This window comes from Microcoleus sp. MON1_C5, assembly GCF_036701875.1.
GTDB lineage: Bacteria > Cyanobacteriota > Cyanobacteriia > Cyanobacteriales > Microcoleaceae > Microcoleus.
This window is the reverse complement of the sequence record NZ_JAUBRN010000071.1, coordinates 1-25390: the sequence shown is the minus strand read 5'-3', so window position 1 is coordinate 25390 and position 25390 is coordinate 1. Positions and strand designations below refer to the sequence as shown.

Below are 25390 nucleotides of genomic sequence, written 5' to 3'. Positions count from 1 at the left end.
TTTTCTCGCTCTAAGTCCCAACTACCAGAGAATTGGGACTTTTTTTAATTATTGAGATGTTTAAAATTACTCTTAAGTAAAATTATCCTCACTTACCTGATCATAGACAATTCGTTAACTAATTTGATCTTTCCTCGACACACAGAGCGCAGGAGTCGATCGATCGAGCGTTTGTCTTCCTCCGTCAAATTTTCGTCAAAAATAGCAGCCATCAAACCGTACCTATCGGCTAGGGTAATGTAGCCATTATGATTCACTTCGGCAAACAGCTCGGCCAAAGCAGATGGAATGAGGTGAATAGGAGTTAGCATAGGGATTAAGTCTGAATTTGACGATTGCGCGATCGGGCGTTTCTGCATTAACAAAAGGCGATCGCACTCTGATATTCTGTCAGTGTATTTCCTTAAAAAGTGTGACAATCAACAGCAAAAACTTGTGACAGCAGATAGCACAAATTGTGAACTAAATCACATTTAATATTTGCGAATTATGCTAAAGATTGCAGTTGCTTTTTAGCACAAACATAGCAACTGCAATCTGAATTTATTCTAAAGATTGTAAATCTGCACTTCCTCCACAGGTTCAGCTAACTCAAACTTAAACACCCGCGAATAGAAATAGAATTCGCCGTCAAGAGTTCTTTTGATATTTTCAGCCCGGCGAAAACCGTGGTGTTCCCCTTCATAAGCAACATAAGCAACCGGCAAACCTTTAGCTTTCAATATCTCTACCATCATTTCCGCTTGATTGGGCGGAACCACTTTATCTTCTAATCCTTGAAAAAAGATAACGGGACAAGATAAACGTTCGGCGGAATGAATAGGCGAACGAGCTACATACAAATCTTTTCTTTCAGGATAAGGCCCGATCAATCCATCCAGATAGCGCGCTTCAAATTTGTGAGTATCCGTTGCCAAAGCTTCCAAATCGCTAACTCCATAATAGCTCGCACCGGCCTTAAACACATCCCGGAAAGTAAGAGCGCACAGAGTGGTGTACCCCCCTGCGCTGCCTCCGGCGATCGCCATTCTTTCGCCATCAACTAAACCTTTTTGAGCTAAATATTTAGCACCGTTAGCGCAGTCGTCAACATCGACAATTCCCCAACTATCTTGCAGTCTTTTTCTGTATTCTCGGCCGTAACCCGTGCTGCCGCCGTAATTAACATCGAGCACGGCAAAACCGCGACTCGTCCAATATTGAATTTTCAAATTCATGCTGCTAGAAGTAGCAGCAGTTGGGCCGCCGTGACTTTTAACAACAAGCGGCGGTTTTTCACCCGCAGGTGCTGCGAAATCTTGATTTTTCGGAGGATAGAAGAAACCGAAAGCAGTCAAATTGTTTTCCGTGGGAAACTCTATCGGTTCCGGTACAGAAAGATAACCCGGATTGATGCTTAAATTGCTCGATTGGCGCAATATTTCTAGTTGAGTTGTTGCTAAATTCAGTTGTACAATAGCAGTAGATTCAGTCGGCGAACTTGCCAGAAAAACAACAGTTTCTCCCCGCGCTTTGACCGACGAAATATCAGTGTAAGGCGTCTCAATTGTTGTCAAATGCTTAGTCGTTAAATCGAGACTCGCTAAATACCACAGGCCTTGCTGAGTGTAGGTGCAAATAATTTTGCTTTCCGAGAAAACGGCATAAGTAGACATTCCAAAAACCCACTGAGGAAGTCCGAATTCAGCCGCCATTTCGCACAAGCTGGTTTCTATCTCTGCTTCCCCCCTTACCAAGGAGGGATTGAGGGGGGTTCTAGATTGCCAGCGGTATAAATTCCACCAGTTAGACTTGTCAGAAACAAAATACAAAACTCCATCGGGCGACCATTCCGGTTGAAAAATCGATTCCTCAACCCCGCCAGCAACTAAGTATTTTTCACCTAAAGAACCCTCAGCATTAATTTCGGCTACCCACAATTCTGTGCCATCCCACGGCATATTTGGATGGTTCCAACAAATCCAGCAAAGTAGAGAACCGTCTGGACTCAAACGAGGGGAAGCATAAAAATCATTGCCCTGAGTTAAGATTTGAATATCTTCGCCGTTATCTAAATTAATGCTAACAATAGTATTTACAGGTTCGCCCTCACCTGCATGGTCTTCGCGCACGCAAATCAGGCGATTTCTTTGCTTGTCAACTATCGCATCTGCATAGCGAGAATTAGCAGTAGGTGTCAGAGGTTCGGGTTGAGAATTTAATCTTTGAGTATAAATACGTTGGTCGGCAAAATGAGAAAAATAGACAACACCGCCCGCAACTGCAAAGGAAGCGCCGCCGTATTCGTTAACGCGAGTGCGAACATTAAAAGGAGGCGGTGTCACGTCGCTAATTGTACCGTCAGGAGTGCGCCGCACGAGGACGCTTCTTCCCGCTTCCGAAGGCCTTCCCTCAACCCAGTAAATATCATCGCCGTCAATAGCAATTTGTCCGAGTCCGACCGTTCCAGAAACAATTAAATCGGAAGAAATAGGCGATTTCCAAGAGCCGTAAGGTGATACTTTATTCATATAGTTGAGGCAGTTGTGTTTATCGCACAAAAAAATTAATATTTGTACTTTACACTACTTCAGTCACCGGGAAGCAAAATGTCCAAAAAACTCGTACTCATGGATCACGACGGTGCAGTTGACGACTATCTCTCAGTCGTGTTGCTGATGACAATGGAGGAAGTCGAAACTCTGGGAGTAATTGTAACTCCTGCGGACTGCTACATTCAACCGGCTGTGAGTGCAACGCGCAAAATCCTCGATTTGATGGGGCGTTCAGAAGTTCCGGTGGCGGCGAGTACGGTGCGGGGACTCAACCCATTTCCGGTGTTATTTCGGCGAGATTCCTTTGCAGTCGATCGACTTCCCATTCTAAATGAAAAAGGAACCATTGACACGCAGTTAATATCAGAACCCGGACAAAACTTTATGGTGCGAGTTTTGCAAGATGCAGCCGCACCAGTCACATTAATGGTAACGGGGCCGTTAACAACAGTAGCGCAAGCTTTAGATACCGCGCCAGAAATTGAAAGCAAAATTCAAGAAATTGTCTGGATGGGAGGCGCCCTCAATGTTATGGGCAATGTTAGCAAAGATATGGAACCCGGACAAGATATGTCGGCGGAATGGAATGCTTACTGGGACCCGATAGCAATCGAGAGAATTTGGCAAACCCAAATTCCCGTTGTCATGTGTCCTTTAGATATCACGAATAATGTACCGCTGACTGTTGAATTTTCCAATCTCCTAGCAAGACAGCGCAAATATCCAATTTCCGACTTAGCAGGACAGTGTTATGCCCTAGCAATATCTCAAGATTACTATTTTTGGGACATTTTGGCAACGGCTTATTTAGCGCATCCAGAATTTTACAAACTGCGAGAATGGGAAACAGAAATTATTACCAAAGGTCTCAGCCAAGGACGCACAAAAGTTAAAAATGGAGGGCGAAAAATTCAAGCAATGGATCAAGTAGACACCGCCAAATTTTACGATTACATATTACAACAGTGGGCAAGGTAAAAATCACACTATCTGCTAGGACTGGTACGCAAAATCTCCGTACAAACCAGCCCTGACACGAAGATTTACCTCCTCTTTTCTTCCCTCTCTTTCTCTGCCCCCTCTGCGCCCTCTGCGGTAAAAAAATCTCATCTCAAAAAGGCAAAATATCAAAAAATGCTGCCAATTCTATCAATTATCCCCTTAGCCCAAACTCCTCCCGCACCTCAAGAAATAGTCCAAATTCAAGAAGTGCGACCTCTCCCCGGACAGTTAGACAACATACCAGTATTTAACAGCAACAGTCCCGAATTAGTGCTGCAAGAAGGAATTTTGCTTTCGACATTTCCCCCGGATGGTAAAAGATTTCCGGCGGCACATTTAAACTTTCCGTTCCAAGGACGTTTCGACATATTTGCCCACCACATAGCCCGCGCACCTTCGCCGGAAGATTTGCGAACCTTGTATCAAGGAGTAATTGTTTACAATCCTGGCAATAAACCAGTAAAATTAGATATATTGCAAGCTGCTAGTTATCTCAGTCAACCGGATGCACCTTTTATTGAATTGCCGCCACAAGTCGATAATTCAAACAGCAATATTTACGCGGGGCCGGGAAGCCGCGCTGTGAATGATATTCTCAGAGGAAGGAGACAGTCTGAGTTTGGGGCTGAGTTAATTATTCCACCGGGAAAAAGCCAACTGTTGATGAATCATCCGATACCGGTGCGGGGATTGGTACCGCCGCTAAACGGTCGATCGACCTTGATGCGGTTACGCAGCGATGGTATAGTCTATGTTGCCAGTCTGGCTATGTTTGCCCGACTTGACCCAGAGGAAAACGGACAGGGAAACGAGCGATCGCCCAACTTAGCAGAATGGCAAAACTTATTAGACAATGGTAATATAGCCGGGCCGCGCGATCGAACTCCCACACCGCCCGAAATCACCGAAGGTCAAATAATTTACGGCAGAGTTGCCGGTGTAGCATTAGGTTCAGAATGGCGAGCACTTCTCTCAGACAACCAAGCCACATCAAACCTAGCAATTCCCCAACCCGGAACAGCATTTTCCTATCCATTAAGCAGCCTCCCGCGCGGAATGCTGGGCACAAATCAAGTGCAAAGTGCGAGGATGCTAGTCCGCTACCCAGATACAGCATACCGCGCCCACGGCAATTACGGAATTCAATACAGTCTCAGCTTGCCGCTGTACAATTCTACCAGCAAAAATCAAACTGTAACTGTCGCCATTCAAACTCCAATTAAGACAGACAAATTAACTTCAGGAGGACTTAGTTTTTTAGAACCTCCGGCACCTCAAACTTTTTTTAGGGGGACGGTTCGAGTGCGCTATACTGATGACAATAAAGTGCCTCAAACTCGCTACGTGCATTTAGTGCAGCGGCGGGGACAGCAGGGGGAACCTTTGGTAAAATTAGAGATGCAAGCGGGAGAAAAGCGACTTGTAGAAGTGGATTTTATTTATCCGCCCGATGCGTCGCCTCCGCAAGTTTTGACAGTGAAAACAAATTAAATTTTAGCGCCTGCTACGGGTAGGCAGACGCCTACAAAGACAATGCGTAATTAACCCGATGTGTTTTTATTTTTGCGCTGCGCGGAATAGATTTGTCCCTAGTTGGTATCGGCAAAAAAAAGATGAACTTATCAAAAAACTTCTGGATTATTGCTTGTTTTGTGTACGTTTTAATTCTTCTCAGTATCATGCTTTTAGCAGATACGGGGAACTTAGTCAACTTTCCTCTCGCTCATCCGCCTTATGACAAACTCGGCCACTTTATTTTGTACGGAATAGCATCTTTTCTGTGCCATAGAGCAACTGGAAAAAAAAATATCAATTTGTTTAATTATTCAATTCCTTTCGGACCCGCAATTTTTACTCTGTTCACTGCTGCGGAAGAAATGCTGCAAGCGATTTTACCCAATCGCAGTGCTAGTATTGAAGATTTTTTATTTAGTTTTGGCGGGATTGCAGTTTTTTATTGGATTGGAGAAGTTTGGGATAGAAAAAAAGGGCATTGATTATATAGAAGGAAGTTCGGCAACGGATTATGTAACGGATGTAACGGATGTAACGGATGTCAGGAAGAAGGAAGTTCGGCAACGGATTCTGTAACGGATGTAACGGATGTCAGGAAGAAGGAAGAAGGAAGTTTGTAGGGTGCGCCATGCGAACCGGTTGACGAGTTTCAGCAACTTTTGCCAATGGTGACTCTGCGCGCACGGGTAAAGAAATATTTGCCGCCTAAACTGGAGCAACTGTCAATACGCTGGCTGCTGCGGCGGCAGTTAAAATTTGATTTTTTTTGAACTTGTTTAAGATTAGCAATTAACCGGGATTTCCCATCTCGACACTGTGTTAGAGAACGTTTAATCACTCTCTTCCAAAAAGGTTTGTACTCGACCGTTCGGTCGCAAAACAACTCGAATTTTCGGGTTTTTGCCATTAGAAACGGCAGAAACAAACGGCTCGCCGACTAATGGCATATTAATTTGCTCGATATAATCTGCTGCTGCTTTTCCCATCGGCACAATAGTTTGAACTGACCCATTTTCATCGATCAGCACGCTGTATTCCAAAGTTTGTTCCATTCCTTCTGGAGGCTTCCAGCGTTCCTCAAAGTAAGTTCTAGCTTCTGAAACTTGAGGAATTGTATCAAATAAAGTGCGGTTTTTTTGACTCGCCGCGGCCTGGTTGTTGTCCTCGGGTTCGGCTGGGGGTTGAGCATCCTCAAGAGGTGGGAGTTCGGTACTGGCGGGGGGGACAATCGGCTCGATGGGGCGGGGCGAGGGCTGCGGCGGGGGAACGGGAAATCGGGAAGCAGACAGGGAGGGCGGCAGGGGGGGCGGTACGGCGGGAGCTAGTCTCGGCGGTAGGGGGGGCAGCACGTAGGGTACTGGGGCGGGTGCTTGGCGGGCGGAAATGGGCGGTTCTTCGGGGGCGGGAATTGTGATTGTTTGCCCTTGAGGGAAAGCTGGCGCGATCTGTGGGGCGCTGACTGCGCTGCCGTTGGGGGGAAATAGCAGGGGTGGCTGCTGGATGGGGCTGGGTCTGTTGCTGGGGGGATTTGGGGCGAGGGCGATGGGGGGCAAGCTGGGGCTGGGGGAGGCGGCGGTGTTGATGGGCGGGGGCGGCAGGGGCGGTAAACCGGGTGTGGCTGAGGGTGTTGGTGCTGGAGGTGTCGGTAGGGCGGGAACTGGACTGGGGGAGACGCCGGCAGCTAGCTGGGGGTTTCCGGGAGCGGGGGCGAGTTGTGGATTGGCGGGGGCGGGAGCGGGGGCTGTGGCGGTTTGCGGGGAGGTGGCGGCCCGATCGAGCATTTTGATAATTCCTGTCGTCAGGCCCGCGCTGGCGACCATCATTGCTGCGACCTTGAGCCAGGGTGAAGACAGGGGCCCTCGGGGCTCGCGGTTGAGGTTGGGAAGCGCCATCACTTCGGCGGCGCAGTCATCTAGTGCTGTGGCTAAGTCAAACAGTTGCAGGGTGCTCAATTTTACTACCGGCCCGGATTCTGCGGCGCTCAAGGAGCCTAAAAACAAGTTGTGGGCGAGCAAGCCGCGGGGTTCTAAGCGGGGGGGAACCGGAAGGTAGGAGGTGTTCGGGGCGGAAGTTGCTAGTTCGGAAGTGTTGACAGCTCGATCGAATATGACGGCGTTACGCGCTGCTTCAGGCGAGTCTGAACCCGCAGGGATACGGCTTGTTTGAGAGTTGAGGTTGCTTTCCCAATCGCGGGATTCGCCGAGCAAGTTTTGGACGTAGTTGCTGACAGCTTCGTGGAGGGTTTCGAGTTGAATTCGATCGCCTCTGAGGGTAACGTGTTCGGTATCTGGCAGCCTGGGGTCGTCGAGTCGCAGCTCAAAACTTAAAGATTTAAACACCGGTTGGCCCGCCCAGCGAGATAGAGGCGAACTTTTGGCTGTAATTTCCAGCGTGCAAGTGGGGGGCGTGTACCGTTTGAGAACCATAGCGAAGAAGGAAGAAGGAAGAAGGAAGAAGGAAGAAGGAAGAGGGAAGAGGAAATAACTATGTTTTATCTAATATTTTCCAGCATTCTTAACAAGCTTTTTTAGCAACAGGCAAGATGCCTGTTCCACAATAAATAAATTTTCTGGTGGAACAGGCATCTTGCCTGTTCCTGATGTTTGTCATTCTCGTTATTCTCGTCCGAGCGCAATTTCATAAATTTCTAATTTTTAGCGCGGTCTAGAAGAGCCAGCCAGAGGCGGCGGTGCCCGCCGGGACTGCTGTAAAACAGCAAATCGATCAGGAGTTTGAGGGCCAAATCAGTCAACTCTCGTGCCGATAAATTTTCTGCATCTTCCATGCGCGAGCCATAAGTGTTGCTAAACCTGTCAATATAATCTCCCAGCAAAGCGATGGTGTGAGGTTCGCGGTTTTGCTCGGCCATTTGTTCGAGCAAAGCAACAGCGCGGCGGATTAAAGCTTGGTGCTGTTTTGCCAAATGACAGCTTATCAAAACGAGCGATCGAGCTTCCTCCACATCGAGTTTTTTGCGCCCTCCGTGACCTTTCCGCAGCGGGTTAGATTGGCGCAGCCGCCACAAAGCTACCCGATCGGCTACCATTGGCTCTAAATTCAGTTCGGCTGCTACCTTGAGCATCGCCTCTGAGCCAATTTCTGCCAGTGCTTCTAGGGCTAACAGCACTAAATCCAGTTGGGCTTTAATGTTGTCCAACTGGGTAGGTTCTGGTGCTTTTTGGGTCAATTCTTCCCAGTTGGGAGATGGGCCCGTTTCGTTTGTGGGAGCGGAGGGCTTTACGGTCGAGCGCATGGCTTCAGCACGGGAAATTAAGACAGGTTGAGGCTGGATATCAAACAGTATGCCGTGATGAAAGCTTTGCAGCCTGTGGGCAACAGCACATCTGTTAAGTTGTCTCCATAGCTCGTTGCTTTGATTCCGGCAATCCTAACTGCTGGACGGAGTTGCGGGTTAAAAGTTGCGGCTTCAAGTTCGATCGATCGCAATCCGCAAAACCCATAAATTTTCACCCCTAACCATCATACGCCACACAGTGACCGAAATCAAATCAGTGCTTTGAAACTATTGGGACTTATCTCAATGCAAAGATCCTAGCGCTCTCGAATGCTACTTATAGTCTGTCGCTACTTATAGTCTGTCAGATTATAGTTGTCATTGCTTCATCTGGCGCCATCTATGGATATTACGGAGCAATTTGGTAAAAAAGTTAGACATTTCAGAAAGCTCAGAAATCTTTCCCAAGATCAGCTTGCAGAACTATCTGAATTACATCGCACCTATATTGGTTCAGTTGAACGAGGTGAAAGGAATATAACGCTACTTAATGCAAGCAAAATAGCCAAGGCATTATCCGTTAGTCTAGCTGAACTGGTAATTGATGATGACTGAAAGAAGACTAGAGCAAATTTTAGCCAGATACCAAAACTCATTTACCGAAAAAATTTATGCAGAAGAGAATGAAGAACACGATATTTTAATGGATGTGTTTGGTATTTCTCCTATAATTAAAAAAGAAAATAGGCAATATTGGGGACGTGAGTTAGGTATGTGTTGGCAATTGTTAGTTACTGAAACGTGTAAAGCATATTGCAGTAGCTTTCAGCCAGCATTTAAAGTTGGAAGCGATGAGCCGTGCGCTCTGATTGTTGATGGGTACGCAATAGATACAAAATATCGTATTGGCTCAGGAGACTCTGGAACACTGAAAAAGTTCAAATCTTATGGGCCACTACTTCGTACTTATAATTACGAACCCGTCTTTTTAATACTTAGACAAGATAATTTGCCCGCAGCTATTACAGCGTGCCAAGTAGGGACTTGGAAAGTTTACACTGGGGAGGATTCGTTTGAGTTCATACAAAAAATAAGCGGGTTTGATTTAAAGTCATTTCTTATTGAAAAAGTGGGAGAATTCCCTGTATACCGCTGAAACTATCAAGGCGCTTGTTGATAATCTCTATGTAGTCAGGTACTATTTCAATGCCAACATACCTAATGCCAAATTCTTGCGCCGCCAGCAATGTGGTTCCCGATCCTGCGAAAGGATCGATTAGAATAGAATTTTCCAAACGCGGTACAAATATTTCGACCAGCTTTCTCATTAGAGCGATTGGTTTAACTGTGCAATGGACGTTAAACTCCTCGGTTTTCTCACGCTGTATACCTTCTAAAATATTTGACTGAAAACCACCGAACTGATCTTTAGTATAAAATAGACCAGTACCATACTCCTGTAGAGTTTCCAAGTAATTATTGACCAGTGGTTTTTGAAGTACGCAGATTGCTTCCCATTCGTTCCTCAGACAACTGTGCCAACCATCCCATTGTTCAGGATTTTCATATCCTTTCTTCTCTAACTGTTGTTTGATATTGACACCTTTAGGGATACCACTCGCTCTTTTATAAACAAGAATATCTCTCGCATAGAAACCAGCACTTTCAAGTGCTACTTGTACGTGAGCAACAGTCCGTGTGCTGTTGAAAACTAAAACTGTCGCACCCGGTTTGCAGATCCGAAAAAGCTGCTCACCCCACTCAAAGCACCACTTTTCATAATCCAGAGTGTTGTTACGATTCTTTTGATACCATTTTTCGTTTCTGACTCCACCTGCTAAACCACTGCCATAGGGAATGTTTTTAACAAGGGTTTTATTTCCCTTGCCATTGACTCTTTCCATACGCCTTTGAATTTCTGAGTCATCCCATTTATGACCAATAAATTCATAATTATAAGGTGGGTCAGTGATACACGCAGAAATATAATTTTCTGGCAAGGTCTTCATTACTTCACGACAGTCGCCAACCACAACTTCATTTGAGGGAGTTTTTTTCATTAGTCAGGCAGTTACTAAAGTGGTAAATCAACTCTTAATTATGCCACATTTGCAGTATAGTATTCATTCCGGTTGCATCAGTATGATATGTTCGTTGCGACTTGTTTTGCTGCAGACAACTATATAATTACGAGTCAACCGGAAATGCGTAAATCCTGACTATTTCAAATAAACCACCGTCACACCTGCACCTCCTTCTTTTTGACTGGCGAGCTCAAAGCGGGAAACCTGCGGATGAGTCGCGAGGAACTCGTGAACGCCGCGCCGCAACTGTCCCGTACCTTTGCCGTGAATTATCCACAGGACTCCGTATTCCACGGCCTTGGAAAGAGCTCTGTCTATTTCGATCTCTGCGTCTGAGACTCTCGCACCCCGTAGGTCGATCGTATTATTAGCAGTGCGAATGGCGATTTCGGGATTGGGTTTGGCAGGTTCCGACGCTGCTTGCTTGGCTTTAGCGGTAGCGAGTGCTTGTGCTTGGGCGGCCACCTTGGCTAATTGAGCTTTTGTTTCCGGTTTTTGACCGTCGAGGGATTCAATTTCTCCCAGTTTCACAGTCATTTTCATAATCCCAAACCGAACGCTCAACTCTTCGTTAGCGTCGGGGCCGCTGAGGACTTCGGCGGTTTGGCCCAAGCTGGGAATGCGGATGCGATCGCCCACTTTCGGCATAAAACTCGGTTTGGGTTTAGCCGGTTGTTGGCGAGAGGGCAGGTGTTTTTCAGAAATTTGATTTAAAGTATCTGTCGCTTGTTGGGCATTTTGAGCGGTTTGATTGCCCGACTGCAAACGACGAATGATTTGAGCAATTTCTGATTTTGCCGACCCGATCGCCTCATTTACTGCCACTTCCTGAGCTATTTTTAGTTCTCGCTCCCGCTCTTGCAAAGCGGCTGCTTTTTGAGAAACTTCTCTGTGCAGTTTTTCGGTTTGGTGTAGCAGTTGAGTTGCTTCTCTGGCCTTGGTTTCCTGTTTCCGGCGCTGTGCTTCGAGTCCAGCAATCACTTGATTAACATCTTGAGACGCTCCCCCGACATAGGTTTGAGCTTCTTCGACAATTTCTGGTAGCAAACCGAGTCTTTTGGCAATGGTGAGGGCGTTGGAACGTCCGGGAATTCCCCACAGCAAGCGATAGGTTGGCTGCATGGAATTGTCGTCAAATTCTACTGAGGCATTTTCAAACCGCGAGTCTTGATATTTGAGGGCTTTGAGTTCGCCAAAGTGGGTAGTTGCAACTGTTAATAGGGAATGTTGGGCGAGGTATTGCAACAGGGCGATCGCCAATGCACTGCCTTCTGAGGGGTCTGTACCCGCTCCTACTTCGTCTAACAAAACTAAAGATTTGAGAATTGGGAATTTGGAATTGGGATTTGGGATTTGGCGTTGGGGAATTTGTAATTTAGGTTTGAGAATTGGGAGAGCATAAACAGTGTTTTGTGTATCTGTAACTTCTTGGTCTTGCTGTTGGGAATTAGTAATTGCAAGATTTGAATTTTCTTCCCCTTCCGCCTGCGATTTATTGTGTAAAACTTCTAAAATGCGGCTGATGCGGCGGATATGGCCGGAGAAAGTAGACAAACTTTGCTGCAAAGATTGTTCGTCACCAATATCGGCCAAAATATTGTCGAACCAAGGCAATTCTACGGGTTCGCGGGCGGCAACAAACATTCCTGCTTTCGCCATTAAAGCTGCCAAGCCCAAGGTTTTGAGGGTGACAGTTTTGCCGCCAGTGTTGGGGCCTGTGATGGCGACGACGCGGATGTGCGGCCCGATCGTTAAATCGACCGGCACGACTGGAAAGCCTTGTTCGTGCTGTTGCTGCCAAACTAATAAAGGATGGCGCAACTGGCGCAGGGTAATTTGCGATCGCAGGTTGCGAATTAATAATTGACTGTTTTCTGAGTTTTCTTCATCTTCTTTTTCTTCTTTTTCCTCATCTTCTTTTTCGGGATTTTTTGGTGCTAATTCTGGCTCTCCCAATTCGATAAATTTCGGCGGATTTGCCTGCAACCAAAAACTATAACGCGCTTTAGCGGCCGCTAAATCTAAAGTTGTAACTACAACCACCAATCTGTCTAAATCGGGTTTTACTGCTGCGACTTGCTCCGTGAGGGCGCGGCGGACTGCTTCTTCTTCAGCTTGTTCTTGCCGGAGCAATTGCCGCATTTGGTTGTTAAGATTGACTGTGCTGTGGGGTTCTACGTACAGTGTCGCGCCGCTGGCCGAGGAATCGTGAACGATGCCCGGTATGGCATCTTTTTGGGGAGCTTTGACGGGAATGACAAAGCGCGAGCTTCTTTGGGTAATTAGCTGTTCTTGTACGGCGTTGGATTGGCGCTGCAAAATCCCCTGCAATATTTGATAAATGCGATCGCGCAACTGTCGCATTTGAACTCTAATTCCTGCTAATTTAGGAGTGGCTCTGTCTGCTACTTGAGCGCGATCGTCTATACAGCGATGGATTTCTTGCTCTAGTTCGGGATAAGTCCGCAATTGGGCTGCCAGTTCTTTGAGCGTCGGCACATCTGCCTGAGAGTCAATTACCCGGCGCAATTGCCTTGCTCCGGCGAGGGTAGTAGCAATTGCCAGCAATTCTTCGCCGCTGAGCAAACCTTGCAGTTCGGCTCGCTGCAGTGAAGTGCCGATGTCTTGGATTCCTTCAAAACTCAAAGCACCGCCAGCGCGGCTCTCTAACTGATAAGCTTCCTGAGTTTGGGCTAGGAGTTCTGCTGTTTGAGCTTGATTTGCCGGGATTTCGAGGTCGAGGGCGGCGGCGACGCCGAGTTTGGTGGCCGCGAAGGTAGCCAAGTGCTGACACAGGCGCGGCCATTCTAATAGTTCTAGTGTTTCGGCTTGAATCAAAGTTGAGGTGGTGTTGGTAATTGGCATTCTCAGGCGCTGACCGAGAAGGTGAATTTGACGATACTATTAATTGATTTTAAAGTTTTTTATTGTTTCCTGGCGCAACTTGAGAAAGTATCTGCGATCGCCCTCAGCAGTCTTTCGGCAGAAACCTCTGATGTACCATTAATTACGAAGGAGAAAATTTGCATTTTTGCATTGCCCGTCTAAAATTATACCTTCTAGTGATGCCAGTCCCCAAAAAATATGCAACTGTAGGCAAGCTCCCAACTATTATTATACAGTAAGTCATTCCCAATTTTTTACTCTAAAAGATAAAATCTAAAATGGTATGAGCTATTTTTGGTTTTGAGGGCTCGGGCATCGGTTATTTTTTGGTGGCATTGAACTATTTGGGAATTTTAAATATGTCAGCGCAATTCGGGCGGTTGTATCCTAAAAAGTAATTTGTGGAGATGGTAGAAGTATGGCAAAGATTCTGGCGATCGTCGCGGATACTGTGACTTTTCAATTGGTGCAAGAGTTACTCGGCCAAGAGGGACATCAGGTAAGAGTCGTTTCCGACGACAAAGAGGGTTTAGACTTGGCGAGGGAAGTGTCCCCCGATGCGATAATTTGCGACGGGACTTCGCCTCAAATCAACTTTTTGGAGGTGTGCCGGCTGCTGAAGGCCGATCGAGAATTGGCGGCAGCCTATTTTATTCTGCTGACAACACCCGAGCACTTTGATGAAGTTCAAGAATTGGATGCGCCATTTGACGATTTTCTGTTTAAACCGATAGTTAAGCAGGAATTATTGGCGCGGGTGCGCGCGTCTAAGCGATCACGCGAGTTGAGGGCGCAGTTGGCTCTCACCCAGCAAGAATTGCAACTGTCGCGCGAGCGAATGCTGCAAACTGAAAAAATGTCTAGTTTGGGCGAATTGGTATCAGGTATCGCCCACGAAATTAACAACCCAATTACTTTTATTTACAGCAATCTAACTCACGTCCAAAGTTACGCTACCGATTTAATTGAACTGCTGCGATTGTATCAACAAGAGCTAGTAGATCCCGGAGCTGAAATTCAGCAAAAACAACAAGATATGGATGTGGAATTCGTACTAGACGATTTATTAAAAATTGTGAGTTCCATGCGTACCGGGAGCGATCGCATCCGCCAAATAATTTTATCCCTACAGGATTTTTCCCGCAGCGATCGATCGGGCTGGCAGTTATTCGATGTTTCCGACGGTTTAGAAAATACTCTGTTGTTGTTACAGCACCGCTTGCCGGCTCGCGAGGGAAGGCGAGACATCAAGGTGATGAAAGAATTCGGCAATTTGCCACAAATTGAGTGTTATGCAGGTCTGCTCAATCAAGCTTTTCTGAATATCATCAATCACGCGATCGATGTTTTGGAAGAGTCTGCTCAAGAGTTGGCCGAGTTGGAATCACTCAAATTTAAGCCTGTGATTTTGATTACCACTCAGGTGGTCGATGCTGAGCGAATTTCTATTGAGATTGCTGATAACGACATGGCAATTAGCAAAGATATCACAGCGCAACTTTCTGAGCCATTTTTGGTGGCCCCCCCTGCGGAACCACCCATCTACTCGGGACTTGCTCTCAGCTATCAGATAATTGTAGAGCAGCACAAAGGAGAGTTAAAGTGTTTTTCGGAACCCGGTAAAGGTACTAAAATTTACATAGAAATTCCCCTGCGTCACAGCTAATTAATAGTATTTACATTCATTGTAGGGGCTGGTTTTTGAGATTGTTGGTTTTAGCCTGAGATTATGGTGAGTCCGCCCCTACAATGACTGCATTTTTTTTAAAGGTAAAATTCTGTAGAGGGCTTGGCAGAAGTTATCGAAAAGAGACTTGAGTTGATATGCAAGAGATTTGAAGGAGAGAGGAAGAGAATAGAAGTATGAATAATTCCATGGAGAGGGGCAACCACCGGAGATTGCCCCTACACAACACGGTTATGTAGATGTTGGGTGTCTACGAGGGGAATAACTAAAGGGAGACTTGCGCGCCTTGAGTATCGAGCCCGATCGCCCTTACATCTGCCTTCACCCCCAATTCCCCCCAAGCAGCCGCCATTTCCCTCACAACCGCATCAGCATTAGTAGCATCCGTTAAAGCCAAAAGCGTCGGCCCGGCACCGCTAATTACCATTCCACAAGCCCCTGCATTTACGGCGGCTTGTTGCACCGCTTCATATCCCTTAATCAGAGATTGCCGGTAAGGTTGGTGAATTTTGTCTTGGAGGGCGCAGCGCAGCCAGTTTTGATTGCCCGTTTCCAAAGCCCGCACTAGCAAACCGAGGTGTGCAGCATTAAAAATCGCGTCCGCCTTACTGTAATCTGCAGGCAAAACTCGGCGGGCTTCGGCTGTAGACAGTTCAAAATCGGGAATGGCTACCACGGGCACGATATTTGGATGCCAGGGAATATCGCAAATCTCCCAGGAACCCCCCCCCTGCCCCCCCTTGCTAAGGGGGGGTGATGGTAGAATTTCCGCATCTAAGGGTGATTGTTCTGTTAGCCCCACTTCGGTAAGGGGGAATCCTTCTCTTAGCCCCCCCTTACTAAGGGGGGGTTGGGGGGGTGCATTGCTAGCAGCGAGGCGACACCCTCCGAGTAAAGCGGGGACAACGTTGTCGGGATGTCCTTCAAGTTCGATCGCCAATTGCATCACTTCCACTTGACTCAAAGGCGCACCGGCTAACTCATTTGCACCGACTAACCCACCGACAATAGCTGTGGCGGAACTCCCCAAACCTCTAGCCAGCGGAACTTGCATATCTATATGTATCGCTACAGGGGGCGGCGATTGGTTGAGGCGATCGTATAACTTGACAAAGGCTAGATAAGCGAGATTGCTATCGTCTGTCTTGACTTTGGCGGCTTCTTGGCCCGTAACAGTAATTTTTAGTTTCTCTGTTGCTGAAGATTCGAGTCGGGAGAATTGGAAGCGGTTGTAGAGGCTTAAAGCGGCGCCGATGCAGTCAAAGCCGGGGCCCAGGTTGGCGGTTGTGGCGGGTACGGTGACGGTGACGGTGGAAGTTTCGGGCATTTTTTGAATGGTGGATTTGGAATGTTTAACCGCAGATGAATGCGGATGAACGCCGATCGCAGGTATTATACTATGTTTTCAAAAGCCATTTATTCTTGCAGCATTTGAAGATGCTTGATGGCATCTTGATAATCGTCGGTATTGCCATCTTTTTGATAGAGTTCGGCTGCTTTTTGATAATCGGCGATCGCCCCCGGTTTGTCTTCTAAGAACTCGCGGACTCGGGCGCGGTTATAGTAGGCGTCGCCGTAGTTGGGGTTGATTTCAATTGCGCGATCGAAATCTGCTTTAGCTGCTGGATAGTCTTTGAGATTGCGGCCGTGGATGATGCCGCGTTTGTTGTAGGCTTTGGCGTAGTTGGGGTTGAGGCGAATAGCTTCGGTGTAATCGGCGATCGCCCCTTGAATATCTCCAGCCTCTGATTTGGCTAAAGCACTATTGAATAAGTCTTCAGCAGGATTTTGAACAATCGTTTTTTGAGCTATTAATATTGCGGAGGATTTAGCAGTGACAGCAGGGGATATATTACCAAAGATAGTAAAGATTACTAGAGTAGCAATTAAATTGTAAAAGGATGATTTCATAATTCAGGCAAAAATTTGAGCTACAGAACAACTAAAACCGGGCAACAAAGGCGAAGTTAGTTCATCATTGCTCAACAGCGTAGCAATGAGCCTTAAACTTGCTTGTTCCCTGCGATAAACTTCTATTTGCTGCAATTGCCAATTCACCACCCAGTATTCCTGCACTCCTCGCACCGAATAGAGTCTGAGTTTCAAATCTCGATCGCGTCTATGATTGTCTGCACCGGGGGACAATACTTCAACAATTAAGTCGGGTGCGGCGGTTAAATGGCCGGCTTCGTCTAGCAAGATAGCCAAGCGTTCGTTGCTAGCCCAAACTACATCAGGAATAACATTATCAGCATCACTGAAAATAAGACCTGGATTGATGGCGGCTCGTCCCAAACCAGTAGACATCGACCAAGTATCAAGGCAAGAAAAAAATCTGCCACAAGTCTGTTGATGCCCCCAATGCGGTGCTCTAGTCATAAATAGCTCCCCATCAATAATTTCATAACGATCGCCGTTATCGGGCAATAGTTCTAAATCGGCGGTAGTCCAGCGTACTTTATCAGATATTGTCTGGTTCATACAAGCACTCTTGATAGGTGATAGAAACATTCTAAACGATCGAGCTTCTACACGAGCCACAGCTTGAAACAATCGGGCTACACTGACTTTCGCTTTTTGCAGGCGAGACTCAGAATATTGAAACCCGCGCCCAGGCGGGTTTCGTTTTTGTAGAGGCGATTTCGCATCACCAAATTGTCCGATCGCCCAATTTAAAATTATTTAAAATTTCAAATCGCGCGATTACTTCAAAATAGTTTTAGAAGCAATCCGAGTTTTCTTGCGATCGGCTTCACTCAATTGTTCACCAGACTGCAAACGAGTAGCAGAGGTTTGCAGCACAGTTGCGGCACTTTTATCGCCCATTTGCAGAGCAGTTTTAGCAGCCGTTTGCAGCATCGTTGCCGCGCCGGCGCGATCGCCCTGTTGCAATCTAGTTTCTGCGAGTTGAGTTTGGCGGTATTTAGCCAAAGCTAAAATGTGCTGCTGCACAGTCGGGTTAAGTGCCGGCTGATAAACTTTCAAGACATTAGCGGAAACTGCAACGGGATCGGAAAGCAAACCTTGACCGACACTCGGATCGTCGTAGCGAATTTGCAATTGCCCGATCGCCTGTGTACCTTCGGGCAACTGTCCAATATAAATATTAGCCAAAACTACTCGCTCTATATCCTTCATTAAATCTCCCAGGCGCACCATAAAGCGATCGCCCTCTTGCTGTACCGGTAATTCGATCGTATCCGGGGCAACTTGGGCGATCGGTTTGAGTTCGGCTAACCGCACTTTTGGCATTAGGGAAAATAGCAAATAAGCATTAGTCAAACCTACACCTTGGACGCGGCTAAACAGTTTACCAAACTCGTCAACCGCATCTTCGGGACGCTGAATGTGAGCCAGAGCACCGCCGCCGGCATCAGCAATTTTTTCCAAAATATCTTGATTCCAGTTATCGCCAAATCCCAAAGAATTTAAAGTCATGTTGTAGTCGGCAGCCAGTTTCGCCAACTTCAAACAGCGGCCGTCGTCCCCGTGTTCGTTTTCGCCGTCAGTCAGCAGAAACGCCTGAGATATAGCTTCTTTTTTGCCTTTGCCCAACTCTTCAATACCTAATTTAATGCCCTCATCAATTGCTGTGCCGCCCGCCGAGCGCAATTGCTCAATTTGCCGTTTAATGCTACTGGGGTCTCCCACAATTTGATTGGGGACGAGGACTTTGGCTTTATGGTCGAAAGCCACGGCGCAAAAGCGATCCCCGGGCTTCAACCTGTCTAGCAACCGTCCGGCGGCTTGTTTGACGGTTTCCAAGGGGCGTCCGCCCATCGAACCGCTGTGGTCGAGAATCAGGCACAGGTTTAAGGGTACGCTGGAGTCGATCGAGCTTGCCATCGCAGACACTGAAATCGCTAGCTGGCGCTGCGTTGAGGGCGCAGCAGCGTCAAGGTTAGGGTCGTTTAAAACCGGGAGCAAACTAACTTTCATGCGGGATACCTAAAGATTGCGTTACTATTTCTTTAAGAATAGCTCCATCAGTTCAGGCAACATTTCGGTTATATGAACACACCAATTAAAGCTGTGCAATCGCCATACTACGGGGAAGGGAACTCTCGGACGCCACCTCCCGATTTGCCATCCCTGTTGCTGAAGGAGCGGATCGTTTATCTGGGGATGCCTCTAGTGCCTGCGGTAACAGAACTGATTATCGCTGAACTGTTGTTCTTGCAGTACGAAGACCCGGATAAGCCGATCAAAATCTACATCAACTCGACCGGCACTTCTGGTTACAGTGGCGAACCCGTCGGCTTTGAAACAGAAGCCTTCGCTATCTGCGATACGATCAGGTATATTAAGCCGCCCGTGCACACTATTTGCCTCGGTTCGGCAATGGGGATGTCTGCGATGCTTTTAGCGGCTGGTACAAAAGGCTTTCGGGCGAGTTTGCCGCACGCTTCGATTGTGTTGCACCAACCCAAGGCTTACACGCGGGGTCAAGCAAGCGACATTCAAATTCGGGCTAAGGAAGTGCTGGCAAATAAAGCGACGATGCTTGAGATTTTTGCAAGCTGTACTGGCCAACCGATCGAAAAGATTACTAAAGATATGGATCGGTTGCTGTACCTGACGCCCCAGGAAGCTAAAGAATACGGTTTGATCGATCGCGTTCTTGAAAGTTCGGAAGAATTGCCGAAACCGCTGCCGGCTGGAGTCATCTAATTCGGTTATGGGTTATTAGTTATTAGTTATTGGTTATTGTTTATTGGTCATTATATAACCAAAAACTAAAAAACCGGAAATAACAAGTAACAAATAACTAATAAACCCGAACCAATTGCCCGCTCACCAATTACCAACTAAACGGAGTTCCGAATTATGCCTATAGGTGTGCCAAAAGTTCCCTACAAAATGCCGGGTGGTTATGATACTCAGTGGATTAATATCTACGATCGCCTCTACCGGGAACGGATTATTTTCTTGGGCAGGGACGTTGACGATGAAATTGCCAATCAAATCATCGCTGTGATGCTCTATCTCGATTCGGAAGATTCAGGTAAGGATATTATTTTGTACATCAATTCCCCAGGCGGGATGGTGTCGGCTGGCATGGCTATTTTTGATACCATGCAGCACATTAAATCGGACGTGGTGACGATTTGTGTGGGCTTGGCTGCTTCGATGGGTTCTTTCCTGTTAGCTGCCGGTGCGAAGGGGAAACGCTTAGCTTTGCCTCACTCGCGAATCATGATTCACCAGCCTTCTGGGGGCACGCGGGGACAAGCAACGGATATTCAGATTGAGGCGAAAGAGATTCTGCGGCTGCGCCACGAACTCAATAATATCTATGCTAAGAATACTGGCAAGCCGATCGAGAAAATCGAGAAGGACATGGATCGCGACTATTTCATGTCCGCTGAGGAAGCCAAGGAATACGGCTTGATTGACAGAGTGATCGAAGATCGTCCGTAAGTTATTTTTGCGCTTCAGTAGTGCGGGCAACCCTCGCACTACAACCTAGTTCGCAGTAAATTTTGGCAGAATCTTTACATTTAAGGATTCTGCCATATTTAATGGTATTATAAACGCTCATTCATGCTAAATGGATATTGCAGATTATTACCGACAGTTAGGACTGAGGTCTGGCGCGAGTTTATCGCAAGTTAAGGCCTCTTATCGGCAGTTAGCCAGACAGTATCACCCGGATGTGAATCCGGGAAACGAACAGGCTAAGAATAAGTTTATTGCTATTACTGAGGCTTATAAGTTCCTGGTGAATGTTGCCCCCCACCATGTTGCGGAGTCGAAAGTTGCCAATTCAACTGTGCCGCCTACTTGGACACCGCCGGATCGGGGGGTGAAAGCTCAACCGCAGGCAGTTAAAGTGACTCGAAAAGAGGCGGCAGTTCCCTCTAATGCGGATCTGTCGGCGGTAGAACAAAAGTTAAAGCAAGATGCTTATTTTGAGCTGCAGCAGTTGCTGAAATATCAGAGGTTCCCGCGGGCGATCGCCTTGATTGAGGGTTTGGCCCAGCGGGTTCCCGAAGATTTGGAGGTGCGTCAGTGGCAGGCGATCGCCTATCAGCGCTGGGGACGGCATTTGATCGGAGAAAAGCAGGTTGATAAGGCGAGAATTTATTTGAAAAAGGCTGTGAAAACTGACCCTCACAATCGGGCTTTGTGGGCAGAAGTTGAGCGGGATTTTCGCCGGCTGGAAGAGATTTATTGAAGCGATGTTGTGTCCCCCTTTTGCAGGGGGTCTCCCTCATAAATTTTTAATTTTTCTAAAATAACTTGGGTATTTTCAGGTCGATTTTCTGGTAGCGGTTCGATCAATTCGTCGATCGAGTCTAGGAGTAACGGGTCAATATCTACAGCCTGGTTCCTCCAATTAATTTTACCAGTTTTTTCATTAACGGGAAAGTGACTTGGCTGTATGCCTGTTAATAAATGTACAAAAGTACGCCCTAGGGCAAAAAAGTCCGATCGCACGCCTGCTTTACCTAGAATTTGTTCCGGTGCGGCGTATCCAGCAGAACCTATGGGTGCGGTCTCTATATCTGCTTCTGTGGCGGCGCCGAAGTCAATTAATCTCAATTTCCCATTGGCTTCAACCATCAGGTTGGATGGCTTAATATCCCGATGTACTACATGATATTTGTGGATTTCCTGCAAAATATGAAGCATTTGTTGCAGCCAATCTAGAGCGAGATTTTGAGAAACGGACTGTTTTTTAGTTAAGAATTCTGCCAAGTTTTCTCCGGTAATTTTTTCCATCACCAAACAAGACAATTTCTGGAAGTTATGGGGGAGTTTAATTGGGAAATAACCGTCAGGTTCGACTTGGGGAACTGAACTCTTTCCTGCCAGCCAAATCAAAACTCGCGCTTCTTGCTTGAACAAGCGAACTAAATCGTGATTGTGGGTCTGTTTCAAGAGTTTTAAAATTTTGACAGTTCCCCATTCGTTTTCTCCGGTTCCCAAATCTTCGACTTCAAAGATGTCTGTGGGGCGTGCGGGATTGGGCGATCGCACTGGTTTAAGGATACGATAGCGATCGCCAATTAACAAATCCGTGCCGCAAGCCTGACAATTTTGAGCAGCAGCAGGATTTTCGCGTTGTTCGCAGTGAGGATTGATGCAATAAATCATCTGTCTTGATACGTCCAGGACTGACGGATTTAACGAATTGAATCAATTATTAGCATAAAACCCAGCAGTTCTGACCTTACTACTGGGTTTATATTTACCGCCCATTTGGGCACGCTATCACCTTTAAGTCAAGGATTTAAGATTAATAGCATCGCGCTCTACCGATTGAGCTACCCCCCTGCGTTTGGTAGAGGGGGCTGGATATGAGCCAGCAACCTCGATGATGTGATTTTCCTGACATTCGTTTTAGCGATCGGCGGTGAATGCTGAGTTTAGAGTAATAGCTTGCTGTTGAATTTGTACGCAATGCTGCCTCTGCCAATTGGGCTACCCCCCTATTTTGGGCCCTATTTTGGGTAGGAGGGACAGGAGTCGAACCTGCACTATCACATTTGTACGGTTTAAGTTGAAGTTTGAGTTTTAACTTGTACTCTGTTTAGAGCTTAAACCATAACTATCAAAAAAGCAAGCAATCAGCGAAAAATAAACTGAAAAATTCGCTCTCCCACTCTCTGTTCCTCAACTTCAGAATTGTTAGCTTCTTCGCGGGCGAACATAACAGCTTGCTGCAAGATTTCCACCCTTTGCAGCAACTCATTGATCCGCCGCGCCAGCATTGCTCCAGAAAACTTGACAGTCCGCCAATAGCCGATCGTAATATCTTCGTAATAAACATCGACTTGAGCCGGATGGTGTTCGGTAGCTTCAGCTTTAACGTGATTGCGCGGAGTTTTAAAAGTCTTGAGAGTTTGCACCGGTTCTGTGGCCCAACAGTCTGCCGAAGCATCAAAGTTCCAACTCTCGGAAGCATCTAAGACTGGAAGTTTTTTGATAAATGCTTGCAAATCTGCTAACTGCTTTTCAATGAATAGCAAATAGCTGACGGGAACTTCGCTCAAAAGCACGTTTCCGTCTACAGTTACGTCCGCGCGGGCGCTACAATTTGTCCAATCTTTGGTTGCGGTTACGTCGAAGAGTTTGGTCAAAATTTCAGTCGTTTTGCGGATAATCTCTTCTGCTTTGACTTCAACTTTTTTGGACTCTGGCGGCAGTTGTTCGCCTTCTTCGTCTTTGGGACGGTAAGTGCGGGAGATTCCAGAAAGCACAGCAGGCTTCTGGAGAGCTTTTTGAGCTTCTGCCAGTTCTTGAACCGAGCGGCTTTTGATGCCTTTTTCGATCGCAATAATCTGATTTCAGCGTGCCATTGTTCGATTTTATTGACGCTGAACTCACATCAAGTCCGGTTGATTTTGATAATCAAATTGTTTGTCCTGTGGCTTTTAGGGCTTTGAGGACTTCAGTCCTCAGTACAAACCTCACGATCGTTCTTTAACCAAACTTGCTCTATTTGTAGTAGTGCATACTTCAATTAAAATTACAACCTTTCTTTTGTAGGCGCCCTGCCAAGAAAGCCCGCCGCTACCCGTGCCCAGGAATTTATACTTATCCAAAAAAAGAATGCAACTGTAGGCCCGTGCTCCAAACCCATATGGAATAAGTCATTCCCAATTCTTCAATTCTTTAATCTCAAATCTAAAATGGTATTATCCCTCAAAAACTCGGCAAAATCTTTAGCGTCGCTGCGGATCAAGTGGATGCCATCATTGGTGCGCCACTCTCGCTCTTTCGGGGGCGGCAGCCACTCAAAACTATCGGGCGGAAACAGCTTTTTCGCCAATTCTTGTACTTGTTTTATCCTGATTGTAGTATTAACTCGCGACTCACGCGGCATGTCAAATAAAACTACTTTTGCCCCGGTATTTTTTTTGATTTCTGCGATTTGATTTCTCATCAAATCAGCTTCTTGTTTCATATTTTCTGCATCTTTTTCAGACAAAGGTATGCTTTGAATATCAACTGTCGTTTGGATAGCTTTTTTCGATAATTCTGGAGTAACATTTCGACCTTCTATGCTATCTAGTGCCTCTCGACTCATTGGTTTTTGATTCTGCTTCGAGCGACTTTTTAAATAATCAATAAAAACGCTAATCGGACGGTATTCCTCTCTGAGCATTGGCAGATACTGACGCATCCAATAAAAAATAGGGTGATACAAAGAATCAAGTAACTCTGAATCTATTTTGCGGGTAATAGTATCATTAATTTCTACCAAAACGATCGGAGGCTTGCTTTTACTTCTTTTAACTATTTCTAAACCTGTTTTGCTGGATCTTGCCCCGAAAGCTAAGTTCTTTACGCCCTCTCCAATGTGTTTTTCATTAAGCCTGGCAGCTAGGGAACTACCTACGATTACCATTTTCAGATCTGAATCCTGCTGATATACATACCTTTGAGATCTGACAATATTATTTTCCCTCTGGGTAGGTCCCTCGGAAGCTGGCAAAACTCCGCCGCTGACGAGCACTTGATAAAAACTCATTAGAAACAGAAAAATTAGTACCGGGCGCAAAATAGATCGCAACTGGAATTTGACAAACATAGAACACCTTCTAGAATTGGAAATAAATAAATTGTTTCGAGCTGCCGCTGTTGAGGAATATCATTACTAGCATAATTCCTAAAGCTAAATCTTGATAAAGGCTCCAGACTTTTTGACCGTTTTTATTTGAATCCTGTTTCATCAGATTTTGCAAAGTAGGAAAATGAGGAATGTGATAAATTACTACGGGTATGGAAAAAATAGCGTCGGAATAATTTGATTCCAAGCGGGCCTGATTTTAGAGTTGCGAACTAAAGTAGCTGCGAAGTCAACCGCTTCTTCAAATCGAGGCAGTTTGAAAAGCAGCCATCCCACGGAAACAAAAGAGAAAATTCCTAAAACGCTAAGGGTGTCAAATAATAATTGCTGCCACATTGGTTTGGTTTCTGCTTGATTTGGTTCTTGCGATTTTTTTTTTGATTTATCGAACCCAAAAAAGCGTTCTACGGCTAAACCAAATCCGTGATAAATTCCCCAAACTGCATAACTCCAAGCAGCCCCATGCCATAATCCTCCTAAAGTCATTACTGTCATTAAATTAACATAAGTTCGGCTTTTTCCTTTGCGGTTTCCGCCGAGGGGAAAGTATAGATAATCTCTGAGCCAAGTTGAGAGGGAAATGTGCCACCTTCTCCAGAATTCGGAGAGGGAACGAGAGATGTAGGGAAAGTCGAAGTTGTCGGGAATTTTGTAGCCCAAAGCGGCTGCAAAACCGATCGCAATTAAGGAGTAACCGGCAAAATCGGCGAAGATTTGTATTGAGTAGCCGAACAGCAGCGTCAGGTTGGTAATAGGTCCATATCCTTGGTAGTAGGGAAAGGTGATCCAGAAGGTATAGCCTTTCTCATAAAGATGAGGTACAATAACAGCAGTGAGTAAACCAATTCCAAAGATTTTCTGATGTAA

Annotated in this window: 25 protein-coding genes; 9 read left to right on the top strand and 16 right to left on the bottom strand. The window is 46.3% G+C overall.

Annotated features, from left to right (window positions below):
- Positions 1-92: 92 nt before the first annotated feature.
- Entirely contained in the window at positions 93-311 is a 219-nt protein-coding gene (locus tag QUA71_RS25100) for a hypothetical protein (protein WP_333123847.1), read from the bottom strand.
- A gap of 237 nt (positions 312-548) precedes the next feature.
- Positions 549-2510, bottom strand: coding sequence for a S9 family peptidase (locus tag QUA71_RS25095; protein WP_333289246.1), 1962 nt, complete (start codon positions 2508-2510; stop codon positions 549-551).
- 78 nt (positions 2511-2588) lie between these two features.
- Between QUA71_RS25095 and QUA71_RS25090 the strand changes: the two genes are divergently transcribed.
- From QUA71_RS25090 to QUA71_RS25080, 3 genes are all read left to right on the top strand, one after another.
- The gene (locus QUA71_RS25090; protein WP_333289244.1) at positions 2589-3512 is read left to right on the top strand and encodes a nucleoside hydrolase; all 924 of its coding nucleotides are present in this window, start codon (positions 2589-2591) and stop codon (positions 3510-3512) included.
- Between the two features lie 156 nt (positions 3513-3668).
- Positions 3669-5027 (top strand): DUF3370 domain-containing protein, encoded by a 1359-nt coding sequence (locus QUA71_RS25085; RefSeq protein WP_333289242.1) that lies wholly within the window; start codon positions 3669-3671, stop codon positions 5025-5027.
- 122 nt (positions 5028-5149) lie between these two features.
- Entirely contained in the window at positions 5150-5533 is a 384-nt protein-coding gene (locus tag QUA71_RS25080; protein ID WP_333289240.1) for a VanZ family protein, read from the top strand.
- Between the two features lie 348 nt (positions 5534-5881).
- On the opposite strand, the gene QUA71_RS25075 is transcribed toward QUA71_RS25080, so the two are convergent.
- The 3 genes from QUA71_RS25075 to QUA71_RS25065 all read right to left on the bottom strand — a co-directional run bounded on the left by QUA71_RS25075 (position 5882) and on the right by QUA71_RS25065 (position 8522).
- Entirely contained in the window at positions 5882-7477 is a 1596-nt protein-coding gene (locus QUA71_RS25075; RefSeq protein WP_333289238.1) for a DUF4335 domain-containing protein, read from the bottom strand.
- A gap of 221 nt (positions 7478-7698) precedes the next feature.
- Positions 7699-8304, bottom strand: a complete 606-nt coding sequence (locus tag QUA71_RS25070; RefSeq protein ID WP_333215091.1) for a DUF3038 domain-containing protein — start codon at positions 8302-8304, stop codon at positions 7699-7701.
- Positions 8305-8321: 17 nt separating this feature from the next.
- Positions 8322-8522, bottom strand: coding sequence for a hypothetical protein (locus QUA71_RS25065; protein ID WP_333289236.1), 201 nt, complete (start codon positions 8520-8522; stop codon positions 8322-8324).
- Positions 8523-8688: 166 nt separating this feature from the next.
- On the opposite strand from QUA71_RS25065, the gene QUA71_RS25060 reads away from it, so the two are divergent.
- Positions 8689-8901: a helix-turn-helix domain-containing protein gene (locus QUA71_RS25060; protein WP_190732913.1), complete on the top strand. Its 213-nt coding sequence runs from the start codon at positions 8689-8691 to the stop codon at positions 8899-8901.
- Positions 8888-9442: a hypothetical protein gene (locus tag QUA71_RS25055; RefSeq protein WP_333289233.1), complete on the top strand. Its 555-nt coding sequence runs from the start codon at positions 8888-8890 to the stop codon at positions 9440-9442. The genes QUA71_RS25060 and QUA71_RS25055 overlap by 14 nt, the downstream gene beginning before the upstream one ends.
- On the opposite strand, the gene QUA71_RS25050 is transcribed toward QUA71_RS25055, so the two are convergent.
- Both QUA71_RS25050 and QUA71_RS25045 read right to left on the bottom strand, forming a co-directional pair.
- Positions 9405-10346, bottom strand: coding sequence for a site-specific DNA-methyltransferase (locus QUA71_RS25050; RefSeq protein ID WP_333289232.1), 942 nt, complete (start codon positions 10344-10346; stop codon positions 9405-9407). The two genes, QUA71_RS25055 and QUA71_RS25050, sit on opposite strands and share 38 nt — an antisense overlap.
- 159 nt (positions 10347-10505) lie before the next feature.
- Positions 10506-13208 carry an endonuclease MutS2 gene (locus tag QUA71_RS25045; RefSeq protein ID WP_333289258.1) on the bottom strand — a complete coding sequence of 901 codons (2703 nt, stop codon included), beginning with the start codon at positions 13206-13208 and terminating at the stop codon, positions 10506-10508.
- 466 nt (positions 13209-13674) lie between these two features.
- Here QUA71_RS25045 and QUA71_RS25040 point away from each other — a divergent pair, with 466 nt between their 5' ends.
- Positions 13675-14922 carry a response regulator gene (locus QUA71_RS25040; protein WP_333289230.1) on the top strand — a complete coding sequence of 416 codons (1248 nt, stop codon included), beginning with the start codon at positions 13675-13677 and terminating at the stop codon, positions 14920-14922.
- Positions 14923-15208: 286 nt separating this feature from the next.
- Here QUA71_RS25040 and thrB read toward each other — a convergent pair whose 3' ends face one another.
- From thrB to QUA71_RS25020, 4 genes are all read right to left on the bottom strand, one after another.
- Positions 15209-16270 (bottom strand): homoserine kinase, encoded by a 1062-nt coding sequence (gene thrB, locus QUA71_RS25035; protein WP_333289228.1) that lies wholly within the window; start codon positions 16268-16270, stop codon positions 15209-15211.
- Positions 16271-16359: 89 nt separating this feature from the next.
- On the bottom strand, positions 16360-16854 hold the full coding sequence (locus QUA71_RS25030) for a tetratricopeptide repeat protein (protein WP_333289226.1): 495 nt from the start codon (positions 16852-16854) through the stop codon (positions 16360-16362).
- Between the two features lie 3 nt (positions 16855-16857).
- On the bottom strand, positions 16858-17424 hold the full coding sequence (locus QUA71_RS25025; RefSeq protein WP_333289224.1) for a Uma2 family endonuclease: 567 nt from the start codon (positions 17422-17424) through the stop codon (positions 16858-16860).
- 222 nt (positions 17425-17646) lie between these two features.
- On the bottom strand, positions 17647-18882 hold the full coding sequence (locus QUA71_RS25020) for a VWA domain-containing protein (protein ID WP_333289222.1): 1236 nt from the start codon (positions 18880-18882) through the stop codon (positions 17647-17649).
- A 72-nt stretch (positions 18883-18954) separates the two neighbouring features.
- Between QUA71_RS25020 and QUA71_RS25015 the strand changes: the two genes are divergently transcribed.
- The 3 genes from QUA71_RS25015 (at position 18955) to QUA71_RS25005 (ending at position 21121) form a co-directional block, all read left to right on the top strand.
- Positions 18955-19614 carry an ATP-dependent Clp protease proteolytic subunit gene (locus tag QUA71_RS25015; protein ID WP_006632447.1) on the top strand — a complete coding sequence of 220 codons (660 nt, stop codon included), beginning with the start codon at positions 18955-18957 and terminating at the stop codon, positions 19612-19614.
- A gap of 156 nt (positions 19615-19770) precedes the next feature.
- Positions 19771-20364 carry an ATP-dependent Clp protease proteolytic subunit gene (locus QUA71_RS25010; RefSeq protein WP_190657906.1) on the top strand — a complete coding sequence of 198 codons (594 nt, stop codon included), beginning with the start codon at positions 19771-19773 and terminating at the stop codon, positions 20362-20364.
- Positions 20365-20494: 130 nt separating this feature from the next.
- Entirely contained in the window at positions 20495-21121 is a 627-nt protein-coding gene (locus tag QUA71_RS25005) for a J domain-containing protein (protein WP_190657908.1), read from the top strand.
- Here QUA71_RS25005 and QUA71_RS25000 read toward each other — a convergent pair.
- The 5 genes from QUA71_RS25000 to QUA71_RS24980 form a co-directional block, all read right to left on the bottom strand.
- Positions 21115-22044 (bottom strand): serine/threonine-protein kinase, encoded by a 930-nt coding sequence (locus QUA71_RS25000; RefSeq protein WP_190657910.1) that lies wholly within the window; start codon positions 22042-22044, stop codon positions 21115-21117. The two genes, QUA71_RS25005 and QUA71_RS25000, sit on opposite strands and share 7 nt — an antisense overlap.
- Positions 22045-22517: 473 nt before the next feature.
- Positions 22518-23228 carry a DUF7873 family protein gene (locus QUA71_RS24995; RefSeq protein ID WP_445243827.1) on the bottom strand — a complete coding sequence of 237 codons (711 nt, stop codon included), beginning with the start codon at positions 23226-23228 and terminating at the stop codon, positions 22518-22520.
- Positions 23229-23557: 329 nt separating this feature from the next.
- Complete coding sequence (locus QUA71_RS24990) at positions 23558-24388, bottom strand: hypothetical protein (RefSeq protein WP_333289217.1); 831 nt, start codon at positions 24386-24388, stop codon at positions 23558-23560.
- A 106-nt stretch (positions 24389-24494) separates the two neighbouring features.
- Positions 24495-24626, bottom strand: coding sequence for a hypothetical protein (locus QUA71_RS24985; protein ID WP_333289215.1), 132 nt, complete (start codon positions 24624-24626; stop codon positions 24495-24497).
- 41 nt (positions 24627-24667) lie between these two features.
- Positions 24668-25390, bottom strand: a 723-nt coding sequence (locus QUA71_RS24980; protein ID WP_333289213.1) for an MBOAT family O-acyltransferase, incomplete at its 5' end; no start/stop codon positions are given.

Excerpts from the sequence above, each read along its gene's own strand:
- QUA71_RS25010 (WP_190657906.1), top strand. The coding sequence starts at position 19,771 with ATGCCTATAGGTGTGCCAAAAGTTCCCTACAAAATGCCGGGTGGTTAT.
- QUA71_RS25090 (WP_333289244.1), top strand. The coding sequence starts at position 2,589 with ATGTCCAAAAAACTCGTACTCATGGATCACGACGGTGCAGTTGACGAC.
- QUA71_RS25095 (WP_333289246.1), bottom strand. The coding sequence starts at position 2,510 with ATGAATAAAGTATCACCTTACGGCTCTTGGAAATCGCCTATTTCTTCC.
- QUA71_RS25075 (WP_333289238.1), bottom strand. The coding sequence starts at position 7,477 with ATGGTTCTCAAACGGTACACGCCCCCCACTTGCACGCTGGAAATTACA.
- QUA71_RS25020 (WP_333289222.1), bottom strand. The coding sequence starts at position 18,882 with ATGAAAGTTAGTTTGCTCCCGGTTTTAAACGACCCTAACCTTGACGCT.
- QUA71_RS25025 (WP_333289224.1), bottom strand. The coding sequence starts at position 17,424 with ATGAACCAGACAATATCTGATAAAGTACGCTGGACTACCGCCGATTTA.
- QUA71_RS25100 (WP_333123847.1), bottom strand. The coding sequence starts at position 311 with ATGCTAACTCCTATTCACCTCATTCCATCTGCTTTGGCCGAGCTGTTT.
- QUA71_RS25060 (WP_190732913.1), top strand. The coding sequence starts at position 8,689 with ATGGATATTACGGAGCAATTTGGTAAAAAAGTTAGACATTTCAGAAAG.
- QUA71_RS25005 (WP_190657908.1), top strand. The coding sequence starts at position 20,495 with ATGGATATTGCAGATTATTACCGACAGTTAGGACTGAGGTCTGGCGCG.
- QUA71_RS24985 (WP_333289215.1), bottom strand. The coding sequence starts at position 24,626 with ATGAAACAGGATTCAAATAAAAACGGTCAAAAAGTCTGGAGCCTTTAT.
- thrB (WP_333289228.1), bottom strand. The coding sequence starts at position 16,270 with ATGCCCGAAACTTCCACCGTCACCGTCACCGTACCCGCCACAACCGCC.
- QUA71_RS25015 (WP_006632447.1), top strand. The coding sequence starts at position 18,955 with ATGAACACACCAATTAAAGCTGTGCAATCGCCATACTACGGGGAAGGG.
- QUA71_RS25000 (WP_190657910.1), bottom strand. The coding sequence starts at position 22,044 with ATGATTTATTGCATCAATCCTCACTGCGAACAACGCGAAAATCCTGCT.
- QUA71_RS25070 (WP_333215091.1), bottom strand. The coding sequence starts at position 8,304 with ATGCGCTCGACCGTAAAGCCCTCCGCTCCCACAAACGAAACGGGCCCA.
- QUA71_RS25050 (WP_333289232.1), bottom strand. The coding sequence starts at position 10,346 with ATGAAAAAAACTCCCTCAAATGAAGTTGTGGTTGGCGACTGTCGTGAA.
- QUA71_RS25085 (WP_333289242.1), top strand. The coding sequence starts at position 3,669 with ATGCTGCCAATTCTATCAATTATCCCCTTAGCCCAAACTCCTCCCGCA.
- QUA71_RS25080 (WP_333289240.1), top strand. The coding sequence starts at position 5,150 with ATGAACTTATCAAAAAACTTCTGGATTATTGCTTGTTTTGTGTACGTT.
- QUA71_RS25040 (WP_333289230.1), top strand. The coding sequence starts at position 13,675 with ATGGCAAAGATTCTGGCGATCGTCGCGGATACTGTGACTTTTCAATTG.
- QUA71_RS25030 (WP_333289226.1), bottom strand. The coding sequence starts at position 16,854 with ATGAAATCATCCTTTTACAATTTAATTGCTACTCTAGTAATCTTTACT.